General features: G+C 62.6%; 21 protein-coding genes and 1 pseudogene. 7 read left to right on the top strand and 15 right to left on the bottom strand.

Annotated elements, in window-relative coordinates; all coding sequences use genetic code 11:
• Positions 1–13: 13 nt before the first annotated feature.
• Both N0Q91_RS18685 and N0Q91_RS18680 read right to left on the bottom strand, forming a co-directional pair.
• Positions 14–994, bottom strand: a complete 981-nt coding sequence (locus tag N0Q91_RS18685; RefSeq protein ID WP_198516764.1) for an ABC transporter permease subunit — start codon at positions 992–994, stop codon at positions 14–16.
• Between the two features lie 44 nt (positions 995–1,038).
• Positions 1,039–1,782 carry an ATP-binding cassette domain-containing protein gene (locus N0Q91_RS18680; protein ID WP_100672729.1) on the bottom strand — a complete coding sequence of 248 codons (744 nt, stop codon included), beginning with the start codon at positions 1,780–1,782 and terminating at the stop codon, positions 1,039–1,041.
• 111 nt (positions 1,783–1,893) lie between these two features.
• Between N0Q91_RS18680 and N0Q91_RS18675 the strand changes: the two genes are divergently transcribed.
• The 3 genes from N0Q91_RS18675 (at position 1,894) to N0Q91_RS18665 (ending at position 5,062) form a co-directional block, all read left to right on the top strand.
• Positions 1,894–3,150: an ROK family transcriptional regulator gene (locus N0Q91_RS18675; RefSeq protein ID WP_375341874.1), complete on the top strand. Its 1,257-nt coding sequence runs from the start codon at positions 1,894–1,896 to the stop codon at positions 3,148–3,150.
• Positions 3,151–3,165: 15 nt separating this feature from the next.
• Positions 3,166–4,068, top strand: coding sequence for an ROK family protein (locus N0Q91_RS18670; RefSeq protein WP_275597166.1), 903 nt, complete (start codon positions 3,166–3,168; stop codon positions 4,066–4,068).
• A gap of 187 nt (positions 4,069–4,255) precedes the next feature.
• Entirely contained in the window at positions 4,256–5,062 is an 807-nt protein-coding gene (locus tag N0Q91_RS18665; protein ID WP_018097367.1) for an exodeoxyribonuclease III, read from the top strand.
• Between the two features lie 13 nt (positions 5,063–5,075).
• Here N0Q91_RS18665 and N0Q91_RS18660 read toward each other — a convergent pair whose 3' ends face one another.
• Positions 5,076–5,531, bottom strand: coding sequence for a cyclic nucleotide-binding domain-containing protein (locus tag N0Q91_RS18660; RefSeq protein WP_018097368.1), 456 nt, complete (start codon positions 5,529–5,531; stop codon positions 5,076–5,078).
• Positions 5,532–5,563: 32 nt separating this feature from the next.
• A complete protein-coding gene (locus N0Q91_RS18655; protein ID WP_100672725.1) occupies positions 5,564–6,247 on the bottom strand; it encodes a response regulator transcription factor in 684 nt (227 codons plus the stop codon).
• Positions 6,248–6,492: 245 nt separating this feature from the next.
• On the opposite strand from N0Q91_RS18655, the gene N0Q91_RS18650 reads away from it, so the two are divergent.
• Positions 6,493–7,041, top strand: a complete 549-nt coding sequence (locus N0Q91_RS18650) for a L,D-transpeptidase family protein (protein ID WP_275597165.1) — start codon at positions 6,493–6,495, stop codon at positions 7,039–7,041.
• Between the two features lie 27 nt (positions 7,042–7,068).
• Here N0Q91_RS18650 and N0Q91_RS18645 read toward each other — a convergent pair whose 3' ends face one another.
• On the bottom strand, positions 7,069–7,620 hold the full coding sequence (locus N0Q91_RS18645) for a SixA phosphatase family protein (protein ID WP_275597164.1): 552 nt from the start codon (positions 7,618–7,620) through the stop codon (positions 7,069–7,071).
• 112 nt (positions 7,621–7,732) lie between these two features.
• Positions 7,733–9,142 (bottom strand): 3-isopropylmalate dehydratase large subunit, encoded by a 1,410-nt coding sequence (leuC, locus tag N0Q91_RS18640; RefSeq protein ID WP_100672722.1) that lies wholly within the window; start codon positions 9,140–9,142, stop codon positions 7,733–7,735.
• 331 nt (positions 9,143–9,473) lie between these two features.
• Here leuC and N0Q91_RS18635 point away from each other — a divergent pair, with 331 nt between their 5' ends.
• The gene (locus tag N0Q91_RS18635) at positions 9,474–9,953 is read left to right on the top strand and encodes a MarR family winged helix-turn-helix transcriptional regulator (RefSeq protein WP_026168844.1); all 480 of its coding nucleotides are present in this window, start codon (positions 9,474–9,476) and stop codon (positions 9,951–9,953) included.
• Entirely contained in the window at positions 9,950–11,188 is a 1,239-nt protein-coding gene (locus N0Q91_RS18630; protein WP_275597163.1) for a multidrug effflux MFS transporter, read from the top strand. The genes N0Q91_RS18635 and N0Q91_RS18630 overlap by 4 nt, the downstream gene beginning before the upstream one ends.
• A gap of 63 nt (positions 11,189–11,251) precedes the next feature.
• On the opposite strand, the gene N0Q91_RS18625 is transcribed toward N0Q91_RS18630, so the two are convergent.
• The gene (locus N0Q91_RS18625; RefSeq protein ID WP_100672720.1) at positions 11,252–12,469 is read right to left on the bottom strand and encodes an argininosuccinate synthase; all 1,218 of its coding nucleotides are present in this window, start codon (positions 12,467–12,469) and stop codon (positions 11,252–11,254) included.
• A 250-nt stretch (positions 12,470–12,719) separates the two neighbouring features.
• Here N0Q91_RS18625 and N0Q91_RS18620 point away from each other — a divergent pair, with 250 nt between their 5' ends.
• The gene (locus N0Q91_RS18620) at positions 12,720–13,361 is read left to right on the top strand and encodes a LysE family translocator (RefSeq protein WP_100672719.1); all 642 of its coding nucleotides are present in this window, start codon (positions 12,720–12,722) and stop codon (positions 13,359–13,361) included.
• Between the two features lie 225 nt (positions 13,362–13,586).
• On the opposite strand, the gene N0Q91_RS18615 is transcribed toward N0Q91_RS18620, so the two are convergent.
• From N0Q91_RS18615 to thpR, 8 genes and pseudogenes are all read right to left on the bottom strand, one after another.
• Positions 13,587–14,381, bottom strand: a complete 795-nt coding sequence (locus tag N0Q91_RS18615) for an ABC transporter ATP-binding protein (RefSeq protein ID WP_100672718.1) — start codon at positions 14,379–14,381, stop codon at positions 13,587–13,589.
• Complete coding sequence (locus N0Q91_RS18610) at positions 14,378–15,256, bottom strand: ABC transporter permease (RefSeq protein ID WP_275597162.1); 879 nt, start codon at positions 15,254–15,256, stop codon at positions 14,378–14,380. Before N0Q91_RS18610 ends, N0Q91_RS18615 begins: the two co-directional genes overlap by 4 nt.
• Before the next feature lie 217 nt (positions 15,257–15,473).
• Positions 15,474–16,427 (bottom strand): ABC transporter substrate-binding protein, encoded by a 954-nt coding sequence (locus N0Q91_RS18605; RefSeq protein ID WP_018097379.1) that lies wholly within the window; start codon positions 16,425–16,427, stop codon positions 15,474–15,476.
• Positions 16,428–16,631: 204 nt separating this feature from the next.
• Positions 16,632–17,866 (bottom strand): annotated as a pseudogene (rlmN, locus tag N0Q91_RS18600) (dual-specificity RNA methyltransferase RlmN).
• A 258-nt stretch (positions 17,867–18,124) separates the two neighbouring features.
• On the bottom strand, positions 18,125–18,628 hold the full coding sequence (locus tag N0Q91_RS18595; RefSeq protein WP_100672716.1) for an invasion associated locus B family protein: 504 nt from the start codon (positions 18,626–18,628) through the stop codon (positions 18,125–18,127).
• A gap of 327 nt (positions 18,629–18,955) precedes the next feature.
• Positions 18,956–19,333 (bottom strand): YkvA family protein, encoded by a 378-nt coding sequence (locus N0Q91_RS18590; RefSeq protein WP_275597161.1) that lies wholly within the window; start codon positions 19,331–19,333, stop codon positions 18,956–18,958.
• Between the two features lie 128 nt (positions 19,334–19,461).
• Complete coding sequence (locus N0Q91_RS18585; protein WP_028010554.1) at positions 19,462–19,779, bottom strand: 4a-hydroxytetrahydrobiopterin dehydratase; 318 nt, start codon at positions 19,777–19,779, stop codon at positions 19,462–19,464.
• 127 nt (positions 19,780–19,906) lie between these two features.
• Positions 19,907–20,494 (bottom strand): RNA 2',3'-cyclic phosphodiesterase, encoded by a 588-nt coding sequence (gene thpR, locus N0Q91_RS18580; RefSeq protein WP_018097384.1) that lies wholly within the window; start codon positions 20,492–20,494, stop codon positions 19,907–19,909.
• Positions 20,495–20,596: the final 102 nt, after the last annotated feature.

The raw sequence follows: 20,596 nt of genomic DNA, 5'->3' as shown, positions 1-20,596 counted from the left end.
GATGCGGACGCGCTCACCGACGCAGCGAGCGGATTCTTTCGAGCAGGACCGCGGCTAGAATGAAACTTCCCACGAACATTCCCTGCCAGAACGGGTTTACCCCTGCGATCAGCAGGGCATTGCGGATAACCTCCACGAGAATCGCGCCGATGGCTGCGCCGAGCGCAGTGCCGAACCCGCCTGTCAGCGACGCTCCGCCGATGACCGTCGACGCGATGACCTGCAACTCGTATCCGGTTCCGATCGCGTTGGTGACGGCGCCAAGCCAGCCGACCAGGAACACGGCAGTTATGGCGACCATCAGCCCGTTGAAGGCGTAGGCCGAGACCTTGATGAGGTCCACAGGGATACCCGCCACTCGCGCCGCAGCCTCGTTGCCGCCGATCGCGAACAGGTAGCGGCCCCACCGCGTCATGGTCAGCAGGAAATGCAGGATGATCACGCCGGCGACGAGAGCATAGACGACATTGGGCAGTCCGAAACTATAGCCGCCGCCGAGCGCGATGATACCGTTGGTGGCCTGTCCGAATTCGTAGAACACCTCGTTGTTCGTGAGCACCAGGGCGAGGCTGCGTCCGATGGATAGGGTAGCAAGCGTGACGATGAATGGCGGGAGCTTGACGTAGGAGATGATGACTCCGTTGACCATGCCGCAGACGACACCCATGGCGAGTGTCGCGAGGATGCCGACCGCGAGCGGCATGTCCGAATTGAGCACGATGCCGAGCGTCACCCCGCACATGCCGAGGATCGATCCGACGGAGATATCGATACCGCCGCTGATGAGCACCGGCGTCATGCCGAGCGCCATGATCCCGATGAAGCAGGCATTCTGGAAAATGTTGAGGAGGTTTCCGGAAGTCGCGAACTTTGCCGAGATGACCGATACGACCAGGCCTATCACCAGGATAGCCAGTGCTATCCACGTCTCCTGCGCAAGGAATACGCGGCTCCAGAAAGGGCGGTCGGAGCTCTTCAGGAGATCGACATCCATGTGGGGAACTTCCTCGGGAGCACTCATGCGTTGTTTCTCCGGAATCAGGCCGTCTGGATCGCGCCGGTTATAAGGCCGGTCACTTCTTCGGGGCTCGATTGCTCGATCATCTTGTCGGCCACCTTGCGACCCCGACGCAGCACCACGACCCTGTCGCAAACCTCGAAGACATCGGGCATGCGATGGCTGATCAGGATCACGGAAAGGCCTTGTGCCTTCATGCGGCGGATCAGGGCCAGCACCTCGGCAACCTGCCGGACACTGATTGCCGCCGTAGGTTCGTCCATAAGGACGATTTTCGACCTGGCGAGCCGGGTACGAGCAATTGCCACCGCTTGACGCTGGCCGCCGGACATGCGCACCACGAGATCGGCCGGGCGGGTCTCGGATTTGAGTTCCCGGAATATCTCGGCCGAGCGGGCGTTCATGCGCTTGTGATCGAGCACCTTGAACGGCCCGATCTGCCGCATCAATTCGCGGCCGAGGAAAACGTTCGCCGACGCGGTCAGGTTGTCGCAGATCGCCAGATCCTGATAGACGACCTCTATTCCATGGCGACGAGCTTCCGCCGGTCCGGAAAAGACCACGGGCTCACCTTCCAGGGTGTAGGAACCGGAAGACGGCTGGAAGTTTCCGGCGATGGTTTTCACCAATGTCGACTTGCCGGCCCCGTTGTCCCCCATCAGGCCAAGAATCTCGCCCTGGTTGATTTCGAGGGTGACGCCATCGAGTGCGCGGACGGCACCGAAATCCTTCACGATGTTTTCGAGTCGCGCCAAAACCGTCATTGCACCCTACCGGAATTTTTGTAGCGTAACCGAACAAAACACCGTTTCCCTTGACCGTCAATAGCGGCATATCCCCTTTTCTATGCTGCAATGCATCAAGAATCGGCCCAATTGACAGGCCTGTCTGAGGGTATTAGTAATTTTATCGAACAAATAGGCTTCGAATTGTCAAACACACTGCTTTTTCGTCCGAACGAAGCGCGCGCGCTTTCGGCACTGTTTCGCACGGGTGGGCTGACTCGCGCATCCTTGGCCCGTGAGCTCGATCTGACCCGCTCGACCACAGGGACTCTGGTGCAAAGCCTTGTCGACGCTGGTTTGGCGCGGGAACGGGAATCGACAACGGGCAACGAAGCAGGGGCCAAGGTCGGTCGCCCCGGGATCGTCGTTGAAATCGCCGGCAGCGGTGTCTTCTTTCTCGGCGCCTATATCGGCGTGAACCGGATCGACGTCATCGCCATCGACCTGTCGGGAAAAGTCCGAGCAAAGGCCACCCGCCCATTCTCGGGTGCGGCAAGCAGGCCCGCTCAAGCGATGAAACTCATCGTAGCACTGGTTGATGAGGTGCGCAGAACGTTGCCGCCCGGCGCACGGCCCCATGGCCTCAACGTAGCGCTGCCGGGCTTCCTGGATGGGGACGGCGAAACCTTTCATGCCGCCATTTTGGGCTGGCATGGGGTCAGCCTCGCGCAACTGATTTCCGAGTCCATCGGCCTTGGTGTCCCGGTGCTCCTCGAAAACGACGCCAATGCGGTGGCCGTGGCTGAGACCTATCGTTCGGCTCCGCCGGACGGCGAGGGCGATGACAGTCTCGTCGTTCTCATAGAGAACGGCGTTGGGGGCGGCATCGTCAGCAATGGCAAGCTGCATCGCGGTCAGTTGGGCGGCGCTGGCGAGATCGGCCATATGCCGATCGGAGAGGCTGGCTTCGTTTATGACGCTGTGCGTCCTGGTCGGTGGGAAACATTTATAGGCAAGGACGCCCTCCTTGCCCGATATGCACATATCAGCGGCGTCATTAGTTCGCTTGACGCGTTTATCGCAGTGCTGTCGTCGGGTGACCCCACCGCGCTTGCCTGCGCCCGCGACTGGGCTCGCTGGCTGGTTCGGGGGCTGGCGACCCTTGCCTGCGTCCTGCAGCCGGGCCGCATCATCCTCGCCGGATCGGTCAGCGCGATCTATCCCTTCGTGGCCGAACAAACGGAGGCTTTGTTGGCCGCGTCTCTCATCGAAGGCTATCCGATGCCCCGCGTCGAAACGTCAAGCACCGGCAACGACGGCCCCGCCCTGGGTGCTGCCTATCTTCTGCATCAGGCAATGCTTGCAGGCAATACGCGCCCGCACACGCGCGATGTCGCAGTTCGTTGACAGACAGGAGTTTTCATGACGCTCAAAGCCGCCTCCGAAACGATCGCCGTTGCCGAAATCGGGGGAACCTCGGTCAAGATCGGTTTTGCGGATCATGGTGTGCCGCTCGAAGTCACGCGCACCTTTTCGACGAGTAATCTTCGCCGAGGCGCTCCTGCGGCCCAACTCGCCCGGCTCCTGCAATGTGCGTCCGTCGATGCCGACCTGACCATCGACCGGGTCGTGGCAACTGTCCCCGGGTTCATCGGACGTGACTGCGATACGATCATCCATGCCGCAAACGTTCCCGAACTAAACGGCGTTCACCTGGCCTCCGAATTGGCTTCCACGCTTTCGGTTCCCGTCCAGTTGGAGCGGGACGTGGTTCTGCAGTTGCTCGGGGAAAGCGCCTGCGGCGCGATTGCCAACGAATGCGAGGTGTTGGCTGTCTACTTCGGCACCGGGATCGGTGCCGCCTACCTTGGCGAAAACGGCATTTTTCGTGGCGGCGGGTGGGCGCTTGAAATCGGCCACATGCCGGTGCTCGAGCCGGGTGACCGTCAGGAATTCCCCAAGCGGATCGAGGCGTACGCCTCTGGTGCAACTCTGGTGGACCTCGCATCTGCACATGGCGTCGCCGTGAAGGACCTCTTCCAGGCTGCTGCGCAGTCGCCGGAATTGTACGACGCTCTCGACGACATATTGTGGCAGCAGGCGATAACCGTTGCCAGAGCGACGGTGTTGTTTTCGCCACGCATCGTTCTGCTGGGCGGCGGCGTCATCGACATGGACGGCTATCCGCGCAACACGCTCACCCAGCGCATTGTTGGCGCATTGCCGCATTCCGGCTCGATTCACTCCATCGACATACGCTGGGCCACACTGGGCTGGCAGGCAGCCATTTTCGGTGCCGTTCGTCTTGGCGACATGGCGGCTTAATCCGCCGGCAGATCCGCGCGAGAACGCGTCTTGACTGCCGGCTGCGAAAGCGGCGCCGACAGGAAGCCTTGCGCGATCTCCGCACCGGGCGATTTTTTCAAGCTTGTCGATCGGTGCCTAACCTGTTTAAACGCTCCCGTTGCCGGACGCGTGATCCTTTTCCGGCAATTTCCCGGGAGAACGAGGAATGCCTCTTTCCATCGCCACATGGAACATCAACTCCGTTCGCCTGCGCATGCCGCTGGTCGAACATTTCCTCAAGACATGGCAGCCGGACATTCTCTGCCTGCAGGAAATCAAGTGTCGGAACGACCAGTTCCCCTCGGCGCCGCTGAGGAAGCTCGGCTACGAACACATCGAGATGCACGGGCAGAAGGGCTATCACGGCGTCGCCACTATCTCTCGCCTGCCGCTTCATGAACTCTCCGACCGTCGCGACTATTGCGGCGTCGGCGATGCACGCCATCTCTCCGTCGTCTTCGCGGCCGGTGGAAAGACGATCCGCCTCCATAATTTCTATGTACCGGCCGGCGGCGACGAGCCGGACCGCACGGTCAATCCGAAGTTCGGACACAAGCTCGACTTCGTCGACGAGATGAAGCTCCTGCACGCGGAGGCCGAGGCCGGCGTCTCGTCGATCCTCGTCGGCGACCTCAACATCGCGCCGCTCGAGCACGACGTCTGGTCGCACAAGCAGCTTCTCAAGATCGTCAGCCATACGCCGATCGAAACCGAGGGCCTGGTCTCGGTGATGACCGGAGGTGCATGGGTCGACCTGATGCGCCTCCACACGCCGCCGCCGGAAAAACTCTACACCTGGTGGAGCTATCGGGCGAAGGACTGGACCGCCGCCGACCGCGGACGCCGGCTCGACCACATCTGGTCCTCCGCCGATCTCGCGAGCCAGCTCGTGCGCGTCGAGATCCTCAAGGAAGCACGCGGCTGGGAACGCCCATCCGACCATGTGCCCGTCATAGCCCATTTCGAGCTTTGACGGCGCCGTCCGCTTACGTAAACCGCCCGGCAAGCGCCTCCACGCGGCGGATCATCGCCTGAATGTTTTCCCGGATGCGGGTTTCCACCATGGCGGTCACCTCGGGATATTCCTCCAGCATCCGGCGGAAGAGCGGACGGTTGATCCGGATCACTTCGCTGTCCTCCTGCGCCGTCGCGGTGAACTTGCGCTCGACCATCGAGATGAGCGCGAGCTCGGACAAGAGCGCGCCGCGGCCGACGGTCATCACCTGCTGCTGGCGACCTTGCGCATTCGCATTCGAAAGCGCGAAGCTGCCGGCCGCCACGGCATAGGCGCAATCGGCCGGCGCGCCTTCCCGGAAGAGTTCGTGCCCCTTGGCCACCCGGCGGCGCTCTGCGCCGAAGGCGATAAGCCTCAGCTTGTCCTCGCCGATGTCGGCGAAGAGCGACACGTTGGACAAGAGTGCGATGTCGTCATTGAGCGCCAAGCGGCAAATCTCCCCCGGTCATGTCGTCCGGCTTAGGGAACGATCTTGTAGCCGCCGTTCTCTGTCACCAATATCTCGGCATTGGAAGGGTCGCGCTCGATTTTCTGGCGCAGCCGGTAGACATGCGTCTCGAGCGTATGGGTCGTGACGCCGGAATTATAGCCCCAGACCTCCTCGAGCAGCACGTCGCGGGTGACCACTTTCTGGTCGGCGCGGTAAAGATATCGGATGATTGCGGCTTCCTTCTCGGTCAGTCGGATCTTCTGGCCGTTCTCCATGGTAAGCAGCTTCTGGCTGGGCTTGAATGTGTAAGGGCCGACATTGAAGGTCGCGTCCTCGCTCTGCTCATGCTGGCGGAGCTGGGCGCGAATGCGGGCAAGCAGCACGGCGAAGCGGAACGGCTTCGTCACATAATCGTTGGCGCCGGCCTCGAGGCCGAGGATCGTGTCGGAATCGGTGTCGTGGCCGGTCAGCATGATGATCGGGGCCTTGAAGCCGCCCTTGCGCAAGAGCTTCACCGCCTCGCGCCCGTCCATGTCGGGCAGACCGACATCCATGATCAGGAGGTCGACCTGTCGGCCACGCGCCATCTGAATGCCCTTCCCGGCGGTCGCTTCCTGCAGAAGGTCGAACTCTTCGTAGAGGGAGAGCTGTTCTATCAACGTCTCACGCAGATCATCGTCGTCGTCGACAAGGAGGATGGTGCGAGTCGCCATGGGACAGTTCCTGTTGCTTCCTGGTTCAAAACTAACTCAAATGCCGCTCTTGGCAAGCGCGGCAGTCGCTGCCGCATGTTTCCGTAAATCCTAACCTATTTAGGATAGAAACAGGCCGCAACTGAAAGTGGCCGCAGCGGCGTCTGCGCGTCTGATGAGACGCACGGCGCCGCAGGCATCGTCATATAGGAAAACCGGCTTAAGGTCGCGGCGCGATCACGGCAAAGCAAGAATTTGTGAGACCGATGCGCAAGAAGGCGTCGACAACAGGATCGAGAAAAGGGACCATCGTCGTCAGAACCGCTCCGCGCGACCGCAAGCGCGCCCTCGTGCTTTTCGACGGACGGGTCGAGCAGGCTGCGATCGGGCGCAGCGGCGTCACTGCCATCAAGCGCGAAGGCGACGGGGCGACGCCGCGCGCGGTCATGCGGCTCATCGGCGGCTATGTCAGGCGCGATCGCGTCCCGTTTCCCTCGACGCGCCTGCCGATGCGGGCCGTGCGGCGCGACATGCTCTGGTGCGATGCCCCCCAACACCCGTGCTACAATCGCCCCGTCAGGGCGCCGTTTCGTGCCGGACATGAACGCATGATGCGCGACGACGGGCTCTACGACATCTGCCTCGTCATGGATTGGAACATTTCCTCCCGAAGGCGCAATGCCGGCTCGGCGATCTTCTTCCACCTCATCCGTCCGGGCTACGAGCCGACCGAGGGCTGCGTGGCCGTCAGCCTTCCGGCAATGCGTCGACTGATCCGGCAAATGCACCGCGGGATGATCGTGAAGGTGGTGTAGCTTCGGCCCCGGGAAAAAGCCCCCGAATCAGCCCGACCGTTCCTCCTCAAGCATGCGCGGCGTCACGAAGCGAACCAGGCGGCCGGTGCCGGGCGCTATGTCCGACCAGCACTCGACGTCGAAATCCATGACCGCAAGTCCGGCTGTCGGAAACTTCTCCCTCAGCCGCTCCAGCGCCGCTTCATCGCCGCGCCCGGCAAGCAGAAGCGAAAGATCGGCCATTCCCGGATTGTGGCCGACGAGGAGCAGTTTCTGCACCGTCGGCTCGACCCTGCGGACGGCGTCGAGAATGGCCGATGCGGCGACCTCGTAGATGCCGGCCGCATCGCGCTCGGGGATCTTGTGCGGCAACGCCCCGGTGACGAGCTCCCAGGTCTCCTGGGCGCGCCGCGCGGTCGAAACGAGCGCCAGGTCCGGAGCAAGCCCTTGCCGGGCGATGAAGGCGCCGACGAGGGGCGCCGCCTTGCGTCCACGCTCCGAAAGCGGCCGGCGATGGTCGGCAACGCCGTCCGGCCAGGCGGACTTCGCATGGCGGAGCAGCATGAGTCGGCGTGTCGAGGGCCGGGCGTCATCGGGCATGAAAGCTCCTCAGGGCAGAAAACCGGGGGCGGCAGCGCATTGTCGCATCATCATGCGCATAAAAAAAGCCGCCCCGAAGGGCGGCTCAAACGCCGGAAAAGCTCAAAACCGGCTATTTCCATTCGCGAATGTCGACAAAATGACCAGCGACCGCCGCCGCGGCTGCCATTGCCGGAGAAAGCAGATGCGTGCGCCCCTTGAAGCCCTGGCGGCCTTCGAAGTTGCGGTTCGATGTGGAGGCACAACGTTCGCCGGGCTTCAGGCGGTCGTCGTTCATCGCCAGGCACATGGAGCAGCCGGGCTCGCGCCAGTCGAAGCCCGCTTCCTTGAAGATCTTGTCCAGGCCTTCCGCTTCCGCCTGTTCCTTGACGAGGCCGGAGCCCGGAACGATCATCGCCGAAACGGTCGGGGCGACCTTGCGGCCTTCGACCACCTGTGCGACGGCGCGCAGGTCCTCGATGCGGCCATTGGTGCAGGAGCCGATGAACACCCGGTCGATGGCGATGTCGGTGATCTTCGTGCCGGGCTTCAGGCCCATATAGTCGAGCGCACGCCACTTGGAGGTCCGCTTCGTCTCGTCCTGGATGTCGTCCGGGTCGGGAACGACGCCCTGGACGGAGACGACGTCTTCCGGCGAGGAGCCCCAGGAAACGATCGGCGGCAGATTGGCGGCATCGAGCACGACGACGCGGTCGTAATGGGCGCCTTCGTCCGTGTGCAGCGTCTTCCAGTATTCGACCGCCCTGTCCCAGGCCTCGCCCTTGGGGGCGCGCGGCTTGTCCTTGATGTACTCGAAGGTGGTTTCGTCCGGTGCGATCAGCCCGGCGCGCGCGCCGCCTTCGATCGTCATGTTGCAGACGGTCATGCGGCCTTCCATCGACAGCGACCGGATCGCCTCACCGGCAAACTCGATAACGTGGCCGGTGCCGCCTGCCGTGCCGATCTCGCCGATGATCGCAAGGATGATGTCCTTTGCGGTGACGCCCGGCGGCAATTGGCCGTCGACGCGCACCAGCATGTTCTTCGCCTTTTTCTGGATCAGCGTCTGCGTCGCCAGGACATGCTCGACCTCGGACGTGCCGATGCCGTGCGCCAGCGCACCGAAGGCGCCGTGCGTCGAAGTGTGGCTGTCGCCGCAGACGATCGTCATGCCAGGCAGCGTGAAGCCCTGCTCCGGACCGACGATGTGAACGATCCCCTGGCGCTTGTCGTTCTCCGAATAATATTCGACGCCGAAATCCGCGGCGTTCCTGGCAAGCGCCTCGACCTGGATGCGGCTTTCCTCGTTCTTGATGCCGAGATGGCGGTCCGGTGAGGTCGGCACGTTATGGTCGACGACGGCGAGCGTCTTTTCCGGGGCGCGAACCTTGCGCCCGGCCATGCGCAGTCCTTCGAAGGCCTGCGGGCTCGTCACCTCGTGAACGAGGTGACGATCGATGTAGAGGAGACAGGTTCCGTCGGCCTGGCTGTCCACCAGGTGATCGTCCCAGATCTTGTCGTAGAGAGTACGCGGTGCGCTCATGGGGTATGTATCCATCGTATTTTCAAGAATGTGGAATGGGGGCCGGCGCCAATGCGGCCGGTAACGCTGATCGTGCGATCAGGATAGGCGGCTGGTGAGCGCCCCTGAAACGCGCGCAAAAAAGCGTGCCGGCAGGCGCTTGTGATCCTGCAGCACGACGATCTTCTGCTCGCGACATCCGAATTTGGATTCCATGACCGTGCTCATATCAATTTTTTGACAGTTCGGCAATCGGCGAGGCGGGGAGTGAAACCCGATGACGAGCGTGCTCGCGTTGAATGGGCGGAACGGATATGATAAGCAAAACTTATTATTCAACGCGATCGATCAAATGCCCAGGAAACTCGAGTCCGATACGATCGGGATGCTCCTCACCGATGTCTCCCGCCTGTTGCGCGGTGCCTTCGATCGCAAGGTCAATGCGATGGACCTCGGGATCACGCCCGGCGAGGCGCGCACATTGGTCCAGGTGGCCGTCACCGAGGGCATCAAGCAGGCGGAGATCGCGACCCGAATGGGGATCGAGCCCATGACCCTCTCCGCCTATCTCGACCGCCTGGAAGCGATGGGCCTCGTCGCGCGCATCCCGGATCCGGCGGACCGGCGCGCCAAGAACGTCGTCGTGACCGACAAGGCCGATCCGCTCATCACCGAGCTGATGTCGGGCCTGCGTGAAATGATGAATGCTTATACCGAGGACCTGGGCGACGACGGACGGGAGGTCCTGCGCGCAAACCTGAGGATCCTGCGGGACAGTCTCCGCCGCCTCGACCCGTGTCTCGCCGGCAAGGAGAAGGGGGCGGCCGAATGACGCTCAGGATGAGCGAGCGGCGCACGAGCATCATCGGCGCCTTCCTGGTGGCGCTCGGCCCCATCTCGATGGCGCTCTACACGCCGGCAATGCCGGAGCTCGTGCGTGCCTTCGCCTCCACCGAAGCGGCGATCAAGATGACGCTGTCTCTCTATTTCGGCGGCTTCGCCCTTGCCCAGCTCGCCTCGGGCACGCTTTCCGACGTCATCGGCCGGCGGCGAACAACGCTGATCTTCATGGTTATCTATCTCGCCGGCAGCCTGATGGCGGCCTTCGCGCCCTCCGTCCCGGTGCTGCTCGCGGGACGCCTCGTGCAGGGAATCGGCGCCTCCGTCGGAATGACCGTGGCGCGCGCCATCGTTCGCGACCAGTTCACCGGCACAACGGCAGCGCGCATCATGAACATGATCGGCATGATGCTGGCGCTCGGGCCGGCGGTCTCACCGACCCTCGGCGGTATCGCGCTTGGCCTCTTCGGCTGGCAGTCGATCTTCCTGCTGATGGTCGGCTTCGCGCTGATGGCGTGCTTCATCGTTCAGCTCTTCATGGCGGAGACGACGACGCCGGATCGCAACAAGGGGCATTTCCGGCCCATTCTCGCAGCCTATGGCGAGCTTATGAGGGACGCTCGCTTCGTGTCCTCGACATTGGTGATCGCCGGCGCGGTCGGCGCGCTCTATGCATGGGCGACCATGCTGCCCTTCGTGCTGATCAGCCAGGTCGGGCTCACCCCGACCGAGTTCGGCATCGGCATGCTCATGCAATCGGGCCTGTTCTTTTCGGGGACGGTCACGATGCGTCTCATGATGCGTCGCTTCACGCCGCAGGCGCTCGTGCCGGCCGGTCTCTTCTTCATCGGCGCGGCGAGCCTCGCCCTCGCCTTCACCATGCATGCGCTGGAACCGACTTTCCTCTCGGTGATGACGCCGATCGGGATCTATGCCTTCGGCATCGCCTTCGTCATGCCCTATATGATGACGGCTGCGATGGCCCCCTTCCCGCATATCGCCGGCACGGCTTCGGCGATGATGGGCTTCATCCAGATGAGCGCCGGACTCCTCGGCGGCGCGCTTGCCGCTCTCGTCGGGGTGCCGGCCACAGCACTCGGAACGATCATTCCGAGCTTCGGCCTTCTCTCGCTTGCAAGCTATTTCTGGTACCGCAGGTCCGTTCGCCTAAGGCCGCTGGTCGCACCGGCGGCTGCGGAGACGCCGCTGAGCGAAGCGGCGGAGTGAGCAAAGATAAAAAACCGCGGCGGAGCGATCCACCGCGGCTCCCAACCTGCAATCCTTCAGAGCTTAGCGGTTGCGCGCTGCCAGCGTGCGCAGGCGCAGCGCGTTGAGCTTGATGAAGCCGGCGGCATCCTTCTGGTCGTAGGCGCCCTGATCGTCCTCGAAGGTGACGAGCTTGTCGGAATAGAGCGACTTGCCGCTCTCGCGGCCGATGACCATGACATTGCCCTTGTAGAGCTTCAGCGTCACTTCGCCTTCCACATGCTCCTGGCTCTTGTCGATCGCCGCCTGCAGCATTTCGCGCTCCGGAGAGAACCAGAAGCCGTAATAGATGAGCTCGGCATAGCGCGGCATCAGTTCGTCCTTCAGATGCGCCGCGCCTCGGTCGAGCGTGATGCTCTCGATCGCACGATGGGCCGCAAGCAGGATCGTGCCGCCGGGAGTCTCGTAGACGCCGCGCGACTTCATGCCGACGAAGCGGTTCTCCACGAGGTCGAGGCGGCCGATGCCGTTGTCGCGGCCGTATTCGTTGAGCTTGGCAAGGAGCGTTGCCGGCGACATGCGCACGCCGTCGATCGAGACGGCATCGCCACGTTCGAAGCCGACCTTGATGATAGTCGCCTTGTCGGGTGCCGCTTCCGGCGAAATGGTGCGCATGTGCACATATTCGGGAGCTTCCTGGGCCGGGTCCTCCAGCACTTTTCCTTCCGAGGAGGAGTGCAGGAGGTTGGCGTCGACGGAGAAAGGCGCCTCGCCCTTCTTGTCCTTGGCGACCGGGATCTGGTGCTTTTCGGCGAATTCGAGCAGATCGGTGCGGCTCTTGAACGACCAGTCGCGCCAGGGGGCGATGATCTTGATGTCCGGATTGAGCGCGTAAGCAGAAAGTTCGAACCGCACCTGGTCGTTGCCCTTGCCGGTCGCGCCATGGGCGATCGCATCGGCGCCGGTCTTCCTGGCGATATCGATGAGGTGTTTGGAGATCAGCGGACGGGCGATCGAGGTTCCGAGCAGGTAGACGCCTTCATAGACGGCATTGGCGCGGAACATCGGGAACACGAAGTCCCTCACGAATTCCTCGCGGACGTCCTCGATATAGATCTCCTTGATGCCGAGCATCTCGGCCTTCTTGCGAGCCGGCTCCAGTTCTTCGCCCTGGCCGAGGTCGGCGGTGAAGGTCACCACTTCGGCGCCCAGTTCCGTCTGCAGCCATTTGAGGATGATCGAGGTGTCGAGACCGCCGGAATAGGCGAGAACGACCTTCTTGACGTCTTTATGCGATGCCATGGTTTTTGTCCGTCTGCTCGTTTTGTCAGGCTCTCGGGCGCGGCGCTGCCGCATCGAAAATCTGCGGCACTTTAGCCAGAACTTGAGGGGATACAAGCGGAACTACTGCATGTCGCCCAAAACTGTGCCGCGTTCGAGCGCGGAGGACAGGCGGGAAGAAAATGCAAGGCGGTTGCCAGGTCGCGTGAATCCACTGGCAAAAGCCTCAGGCCGGAGGTATCAGCAAGGATCGTCGTTCGAGGAATGCGTCATGGATTTCGTTCCCAACCTGCCGACACTCATCGCTTTCGCCGCAGCAAGTCTCCTCCTCGCCGCGACACCGGGTCCGGACATGACGCTTTCGATCAGCCGGGCGCTGGCACAGGGGAAGAAGGCCGCGCTTTTCGTCGTGCTCGGCACCGGACTCGGCATCGTTGTCCATACGCTGCTCGTCGCCTTCGGCATTTCGGCACTGATCACGGCATCTCCGTCCGCCTTCCTGGTTCTGAAGACCGGCGGTGCAGCCTATCTCCTCTGGCTTGCGATCCAGGCGATCCGCTACGGATCCAGCCTGTCGGTGACGAAGGTGACGGAGGCGAAGGGAACTGCGCTTTCGAACGTCGCGACCGGCTTTTCGGTGAACATTCTGAACCCGAAAGTCGTGATATTCTTCATGACCTTCCTGCCGCAGTTCGTCAGCGCCGGTGATCCCGCCGTCACGGGCAAGCTCCTGTTCCTCGGCTTTTTCTTCATCGTCATCGGCATGCCGGTCAATGCGATGGTCGTGCTCGCCGCCGATTGGCTTGCCACCTGGCTGCAACGCAACAGGCGCGTCATGCGGGCGATCGACTACAGCTTCGCCGGCGTCTTCTCGATTTTTGCCGTGAAGATTTTCCTGACGCAGGCGCGCTGAGATTACCTCCGGGCGCTTGCGGTTATTTGCCCCTCATCTGCCTGCCGGCATCTTCTCCCCGTCCTGACGGGGAGAAGAGACAAGCGGCAAGATCCGCTACCCAAATTTCGAGTCGATATTCAAGGTTGCGGATCGAGCGCCGAGATCGCGGCGTGCCCTCTTCTCCCCGTCCTACGGGGAGAAGATGCCGGCAGGCAGATGAGAGGCCACACCCCCCAAACTTCGTCACCCGATCAGCAGCGCATCGTCGTCCAACGTCTGCCCGCGAATGCGGCGGAACATGGCGATGAGGTCCTCGACCTGAAGCGTCTTGCGGCTGTCGCCCGCAACATCGAGCACGATCTCGCCGCCGTGGAGCATGACGGTGCGGTGGCCGAAATCGAGCGCCTGGCGCATCGAATGCGTGACCATCAGCGTCGTCAGCTTGCGGTCCGAGACGATCTTCTGGGTGAGGTTCATGATGAACTCGGCCATTCCCGGGTCGAGTGCCGCCGTGTGCTCGTCGAGCAGCAGCACCTCGGAGCCCGCAAGCGTCGCCATCACCAGCGACACCGCCTGGCGCTGGCCGCCCGAAAGCAGGTCCATGCGGTCGCGCATGCGGTTTTCGAGACCCAGATTGAGTTCGGCGATACGCTCGCGGAAATGCTCGCGCCGCCGCGAGCCGAGCGCCGGCGTCAGGCCGCGGCTTTCGCCGCGCCTGGCGGCCAGCGCCAGGTTTTCCTCGATCGAGAGAGCGCCGCAACTGCCGGCGAGCGGATCCTGGAAGACACGCGCGACGAGCCCTGCGCGGGCCGCCGTGCCCTTGCGCGTCACGTCGGTCGTGCCGATCGTGACGCGGCCGCCGCTCGGCAGCACGTCGCCTGCGAGAACCCCGAGAAGCGTCGACTTGCCGGCGCCGTTGGAGCCGATGACCGTGACGAAGGAACCTTCCTCGATGGTGAGGCTGACGCCGTTCAGCGCCTGCTTCTGGAGCGGCGTGCCCTTGCCGAAGACGACCTGGATGTTTTCGACGTTGATCATGCGGCACCTCCGCGGCGCAGGCGGGGCAGGATGAGCGCTATCGTCACCAGCAGCGCGGTCACGAAATTGAGATCGGAAGCCTGCAGGCCGAGCGTATCGGTCGAAAGCGCCACCTGGATGGCGATGCGGTAGAGGATCGACCCGAGCACGCAGCCGATGAGCGCGATCAGAATGCCGCGGGCGCCGAGCAGCGTCTCGCCGATGATCACGGCGGCAAGCCCCACGACGATCGTCCCGACACCCGAGGTCACGTCGGCAAAGCCGTTGGTCTGGGCAAACAGCGCACCGCCCAGGGCGACGAGTGCGTTGGAGATCGCCATGCCGAGATAGATCTGCCGGCTGGTGTCGACCCCTTGCGCCCGTGCCATGCGGGAATTGGCGCCGGTCGCCCGCATCCCAAGGCCCGCATCGCTTTCAAGAAAGCGCCAGACGAGAACGACGGCAAAGGCGACGAGAATGCCGACGAAAAGCGGGCGCACATAGAAGTCCCGCAGACCGAGGCCGTAGAAGGGCGAAAGCATCGTGTCGGCATTGATCAATGCGACGTTGGGCTTGCCCATGATGCGGAGATTGACCGAGAAGAGCGCAATCATCGTCAGGATCGAGGCGAGCAGGTTCAGAATCTTGAACCGCACGTTCAGGAGCGCCGTTACCATCCCTGCGGCAGCACCGGCGACCATCGCCACCGCTGCGGCAAGCCACGGATTGACGCCGGCGATGATCAGGACCGCGGTGACTGCGGCGCCAAGCGGAAAGGAGCCGTCAACGGTCAGATCCGGAAAGTCGAGCACCCGGAAGGCGAGAAAGACGCCGACGGCGACGAAGGCATAGACAAGCCCCAGCTCCACGGCTCCCCAGAAAGCGATTTGACTCAACGCCGGTAGTCCTCTTCTCGGATGCTCCGCAGGCGTAGGGCGCTGCGGAGCACGTATTCTGAAGTTGAAGCGGGATGCGCACCATTTCCGTATCCCGCTCGATAAGCGAACCGCCCCCGTATGGAACGGGGGCGGCAAAAGACAATGATCGCCCGGAAAGGGGATCGCCCGGAAAGGGGATCGCCCGGAGAGGGGGATCGTCCGGAGAGGGGGATCGTTACTCGATCGTCCGGGTCGCCCGTCCGACGACGCTCTCCGGCAGCGTGACACCCATACGGGTGGCGGCGCCCTTGTTGATCACGAGATCGGTTCCGGCGGCGACCTTGACGGCGATATCGCCGGGGTTTTCACCCTTGAGGACGCGAACGACGACCTCGCCCGTCTGCTTGCCGACGTCATAGTAATTGAAGCCGAGGGCCGCCAGTGCACCGCGGGAGACGGAATCGGTGTCGGCGGTGAAGAGCGGCAGCTTGCTTTCCTCTGCGACGGCGACGGCACCTTCGAGGGCGGAGATGATGGTGTTGTCCGTCGGGACATAGATCGCGTCGGCGCGGCCGACGAGCGCACGAGCCGCACCCTGGACTTCGGCCGATTTCGTCGCGGCGGATTCGATCACCGTCAGGCCGGCCTTTTCAGCCTCTTCCTTGAGGACCGCCAGCAGCGAGACGGAGTTCGCTTCGCCCGAATTGTAGAGATAGCCGATGGTCTTGACGTTCGGCAGGATCTCCTTGATCAGCGCCACGTGCTCGGCGACCGGGGACAGGTCGGAAAGACCGGTGACGTTGCCGCCGGGCTTCTCCATGTCCTTGACGAGCTGCGCGCCCAGCGGATCGGAAACGGCGGTGAAGACAACGGGAATATCGCGGGTGGAGGAGACCACGGCCTGGGCCGACGGGGTGGAGATCGGCACGATTACGCTCGGGGCCTCGCCCGCGAACTGGCGGGCGATCTGTGCTGCGGTCGCCGGGTTACCCTGCGCCGACTCGTAAATGAACTTGAGGTTCTCGCCTTCCTTGTAGCCGGCGGCGGCCAGCGCATCCTTGACGCCGTCGCGCGCGGCATCGAGCGCGGGATGTTCGACGATTGCCGTGACGGCAACCGTGACTTCGTCGGCGCGTGCCGGTAGAGAAAGCGCGACCGTGGCGGCAAGCGCGATAAGAAGCGAACGCATGGGTGTCCTCCGGTTTTTGGTTGGCGATTTCCGGGAAGGCCGGCTACCGTCCCTCCCGCATCGCTTCAGAATAATTCCGCCGCTTTCTTAGGAAAGCAAGGGCCCGAAATCAATCGGCGCAAACAGCTTCATCCATCAAACTTCTTCATCGATCGCGGTGATCGTGCGGCACGCCCGAAAACGCTGGAAGGGCGATGAGCCGCCTCAGTCCTCGCCGTGATTGGCGATCATCATCGCCTCGAAGGCGAGGCGGTCGACCTTGCGCATGCGTTCCGATTCCGACTTGAGCTGTCCGCAGGCGGCAAGAATGTCGCGGCCGCGCGGGGTGCGGATCGGCGAGGCATAGCCGGCCTGGTTGATGAAGTCGGCGAACTTCTCGATCTGCTCCCAGTCCGAGCACTGATAATTGGTGCCCGGCCAGGGATTGAAGGGGATCAGGTTGATCTTGGCCGGGATGCCCTTCAGGAGCTTCACCAGTTCCTTGGCGTCTTCCAGGCTGTCGTTGACGTCCTTCAGCATCACATATTCGAAGGTGATGCGGCGGGCATTCGACAGGCCCGGATAGGCGCGGCAGGCCTCCATCAGCTCCTTCAGCGGATATTTCTTGTTGATCGGCACCAGCATGTCGCGCAGATCGTCGCGCACGGCATGAAGCGAAATCGCGAGCATCACCCCGATTTCCTCACCGATGCGGTAGATCTCCGGCACGATGCCTGAGGTCGAAAGAGTGATGCGCCGCTTCGACAGCGACAGCCCGTCGCCGTCGGACGCGATCAGCAGCGCCGTCTTGACGTTCTCGAAATTGTAGAGCGGCTCGCCCATCCCCATCATCACGATATTGGTGATCTTGCGGCCTTCCGCCGGCACGATCGCACCCTGCGGCGTGTCGCGCTCGGGGAAATCGCCGAGCCGGTCGCGGGCGAGCAGAAGCTGCGCGAGGATCTCTTCCGCCGTCAGATTGCGCACCAGCTTCTGCGTGCCGGTGTGGCAGAAGGAACAGGTGAGCGTGCAGCCGACCTGGCTCGAAATGCAAAGCGTGCCGCGGCCCTCCTCGGGAATGTAGACCGTCTCGATCTCTACCGGACGGCCGGCGCCGCGTGGGGAAAGCGCAGCAGCCACTTGCGCGTGCCGTCGCCCGAAACCTGCTCTTCGACGATCTCCGGCCGTGCGATGGTGAAATGCTCCCTCAGCATCTCGCGCATGTCCTTGGAGACGTTGGACATTTCGTCGAAATCCGAGACGCCGCGAACATAAAGCCAGTGCCAGAGCTGGCTGACGCGCATCTTCACCTGCCGCTCCGGCACGCCCTTTTCGACGAGCAGCTTCGCGATGTCTTCGCGCAACAGGCCGATCAGCGACGGCTTTTCCAGCTGTGGCGCAAGTCGCACCTGGGGCGCCTTGACGACGTCCGCCCTGTTTAAAATCTCGGTGGCTGCCATGCTCATCTGGTCCTGTCGTAAAGCGACGGCTCGTCCGGAGACGTTTCCGGATCCTGTTCCGATGCTCGAATTGAAATCTGGCGAGCCTCGGCCACGCGCTCGACGGGGGTGCGGGGGCTCAGAATTTGGGGGCGCTTTAGCATTCTTTTGGCGGCGAGTCACCATGGGACGTTATTCTGCCCCTGATCCGCCTGAACACCCAACGCAAAAAGGCCGGCCTCATGGCCGGCCCTTGCAATCGTCACGCGCGCTTGGCTCTTACTTGCAGGCCTCGATCTGCTTCAGGGCGGCCGAAATGCCGGAGAGCGAATAGGAGTAGGAGGTCTCCGTACCGCGCCGCGACTTCGCGTTGACCGACATGGCCTTGCCCGATTTCATCGCAGCGACCAGTGCCGGTTCCTCGGCGGCGTTTTCCACCCAGGCGGAATTGCCCTTGGTGAACATGACGAAGGTGCGGCCGTCGACCACCACGTTGACCTTGGAATTGTCCTGCAGCGGGTACCCCATCATCGCCTGCGGCTCATAGCTGATGTTCTGTCCCGGACGCTGCGAAACGAGGAAGAAGATATCGCCGTGATCGACACCGGCCGGGGTCTTTTCCTTCGGCACGGACAGCACATAGCAGACCTTGCCGTTGCCGGCCTGGTAGGAATATGCACCCCAGGCGTTGAACTGCTGGATTCGCGTCGGAGATTGAGCGGAAGCCACGCCGGATGCAGCCATTACGAGTGCGAGTGCAGTTGCGATCTTTCTTACAAACATGAGTTCCTGCCGCTTGTCTTGCTTACGGTCGCCCGATACCGCGTGGGATGGGCAACGCATAGTCACGATTTAAGTTTATTTTGACTTAATCCGGGTTACCAAACCGTCAACGACTCGGGAAAACGCCCCTTTTTGCGCCCGAATGCGCCTCGAGGTCCATTCGCACCGGATTGCCGATCCGGTCGACGTCGATACTGGAGAGCCGCCCCTTGCCTCCCTCTATGTCACAAAGAATCGGGCAAGAGTTTGACTTTCCGGGCGGGATTGCGGCAACGCGCCTCTGGCGCCGGGGATCGGACGCGTAAACGCCGCAGTAGCGGGAATACCTCACTGCCCGGCGCTGTCTCGCAGCACTTCGTCGGCCTTCTGGTAATGCCGTTCCTTGATCTGGCCGCTGATCGCGGCGAAGGCGGCCGTCAATACGGCGATGTCGTCGGAGAAGCCGATCATGGCCAGCATGTCCGGCACGAAATCGATCGGCAGGACGAAATAGCCGAGCGCCGCGAGCAGAATGCCGCGCGTGCGCGTCGGCGTCGCCGGATCCACTGCGCAATAATAGGCGGCGACGAGGTCGCGGCTGAAGGGAATCTGCCGGGCCGCGCGCCGGAAGGTCGGCCAGAACCGGCGGCGCACCTTGTGTTCCTTGCGCTCCTGCTCGGATTCCTCGCCGGGGAGGAGAATTTCACCGATCTTGATATCGTCCATCGCGTCGATTCCGGTCGTTCAGGGTACTGCGCGGCATTGTAGTGCCGCAGCCTGATATGGGAACGGTGGCCGCTATTTCAAATGGCCGGGCATGCGCCTCTTATTTGATATGGTCGGGCATGCGGCCCTTATTTCATATGGTCGGGCATGCGGCCCTCGGCCGCCTGGTCCATCTTTGCCGCCAATTTGAAATCGAGTTCGGTCAGTCCTTCCGCGTCGTGAGTCGACAGCGTCACGTCCACCTTGTTGTAGACGTTGAACCATTCCGGATGATGATTGAGCTTTTCGGCGGCGAAGGCGCATTGCGTCATGAAGGTGAAGGCCTCGGCGAAGGTCTTGAACCGGAAGGTCTTCCATATAGAGCCGCCGTCCTCCGCAAGGACCCAGCCCTCCATCTTGTGCAAATGCTCGGCGATGGCCGCCGCGTCCAATTTTTCCGGCCGCATGCTGTTCCTCCTTCTGCATTGCGTCCTTATCAACGAACTTGCCCGCGACAATGTTCACGCGCAAGCCCGCCGCTCGACGAGGACGTTCCGATCCCTATCCGGGAGCCGGCGGAGGCCTTCGGGCGCTTTACCAGACGCTCGAAGCAGGATGCTCCTCATTGCTCGCGAGGTTCGAGCGCTCTTCGTGAAGCGGGAAGACCTCTTCCGTGAGATAAGGACCGCCGCCGACCGAATCGCGTGACGACAGGAGCACGAAGCGGGAGACGGTAAAGGGAGCGGTGACGAAATTGCCGCGCCCGGAGAGATATTCGACGACATCCTCGACGCGCGATGAGCGCAGGCGCGCCAGCGTCACATGCGGGGTGAACTTTCGCGGATCCGAGGGCAGCCCTATACGCTGGCAGATGCGCTCGATCTCGGCCTGAAGGGCGAACATTTCGGAAGCCATGCTGACGCCGGCCCAGACGGAGTGCGGTTTCTTGGAGCCGAAGGCGCCGGTGCCCGACAGCTGCAGCTGAAACTCGGGCCGTTCGATGCGGTCAAGCCTGTCGATGATCTCGTCGGCGGTTCGCCAGTCGACGTCGCCGATGAAGCGGAGCGTGATGTGGTAATTCTCCACATCGATCCAGCGAGCTCCGGGAAGACCTCCGCGCAGCAAGGAAAGACTCATTGCTGCATTGCGCGGAATTTCGAGGGCGGTGAATAGTCTCGGCATGGCGAGCTCCCCGAATCTCTTGCAGATGCTTGAAGCGAATCACGCATCGCATCTGCACGCAACCATTATTTGTCCCGTCGGAACGTTTACTTTCCCTTAACT

The sequence above is a fragment of the Sinorhizobium prairiense genome, assembly GCF_029201645.2.
Lineage (GTDB): Bacteria > Pseudomonadota > Alphaproteobacteria > Rhizobiales > Rhizobiaceae > Sinorhizobium > Sinorhizobium meliloti_A.
This window is presented reverse-complemented; position numbering and strand designations above follow the sequence as displayed.

Coding starts and splice junctions, on each gene's coding strand:
- N0Q91_RS18685 (WP_198516764.1), bottom strand. CDS start 994: ATGGATGTCGATCTCCTGAAGAGCTCCGACCGCCCTTTCTGGAGCCGC.
- N0Q91_RS18680 (WP_100672729.1), bottom strand. CDS start 1,782: ATGACGGTTTTGGCGCGACTCGAAAACATCGTGAAGGATTTCGGTGCC.
- N0Q91_RS18670 (WP_275597166.1), top strand. CDS start 3,166: ATGACGCTCAAAGCCGCCTCCGAAACGATCGCCGTTGCCGAAATCGGG.
- N0Q91_RS18665 (WP_018097367.1), top strand. CDS start 4,256: ATGCCTCTTTCCATCGCCACATGGAACATCAACTCCGTTCGCCTGCGC.
- N0Q91_RS18655 (WP_100672725.1), bottom strand. CDS start 6,247: ATGGCGACTCGCACCATCCTCCTTGTCGACGACGACGATGATCTGCGT.
- N0Q91_RS18650 (WP_275597165.1), top strand. CDS start 6,493: ATGCGCAAGAAGGCGTCGACAACAGGATCGAGAAAAGGGACCATCGTC.
- N0Q91_RS18645 (WP_275597164.1), bottom strand. CDS start 7,620: ATGCCCGATGACGCCCGGCCCTCGACACGCCGACTCATGCTGCTCCGC.
- leuC (WP_100672722.1), bottom strand. CDS start 9,142: ATGAGCGCACCGCGTACTCTCTACGACAAGATCTGGGACGATCACCTG.
- N0Q91_RS18635 (WP_026168844.1), top strand. CDS start 9,474: ATGCCCAGGAAACTCGAGTCCGATACGATCGGGATGCTCCTCACCGAT.
- N0Q91_RS18630 (WP_275597163.1), top strand. CDS start 9,950: ATGACGCTCAGGATGAGCGAGCGGCGCACGAGCATCATCGGCGCCTTC.
- N0Q91_RS18625 (WP_100672720.1), bottom strand. CDS start 12,469: ATGGCATCGCATAAAGACGTCAAGAAGGTCGTTCTCGCCTATTCCGGC.
- N0Q91_RS18620 (WP_100672719.1), top strand. CDS start 12,720: ATGGATTTCGTTCCCAACCTGCCGACACTCATCGCTTTCGCCGCAGCA.
- N0Q91_RS18615 (WP_100672718.1), bottom strand. CDS start 14,381: ATGATCAACGTCGAAAACATCCAGGTCGTCTTCGGCAAGGGCACGCCG.
- N0Q91_RS18605 (WP_018097379.1), bottom strand. CDS start 16,427: ATGCGTTCGCTTCTTATCGCGCTTGCCGCCACGGTCGCGCTTTCTCTA.
- N0Q91_RS18595 (WP_100672716.1), bottom strand. CDS start 18,628: ATGTTTGTAAGAAAGATCGCAACTGCACTCGCACTCGTAATGGCTGCA.
- N0Q91_RS18590 (WP_275597161.1), bottom strand. CDS start 19,333: ATGGACGATATCAAGATCGGTGAAATTCTCCTCCCCGGCGAGGAATCC.
- N0Q91_RS18585 (WP_028010554.1), bottom strand. CDS start 19,779: ATGCGGCCGGAAAAATTGGACGCGGCGGCCATCGCCGAGCATTTGCAC.
- thpR (WP_018097384.1), bottom strand. CDS start 20,494: ATGCCGAGACTATTCACCGCCCTCGAAATTCCGCGCAATGCAGCAATG.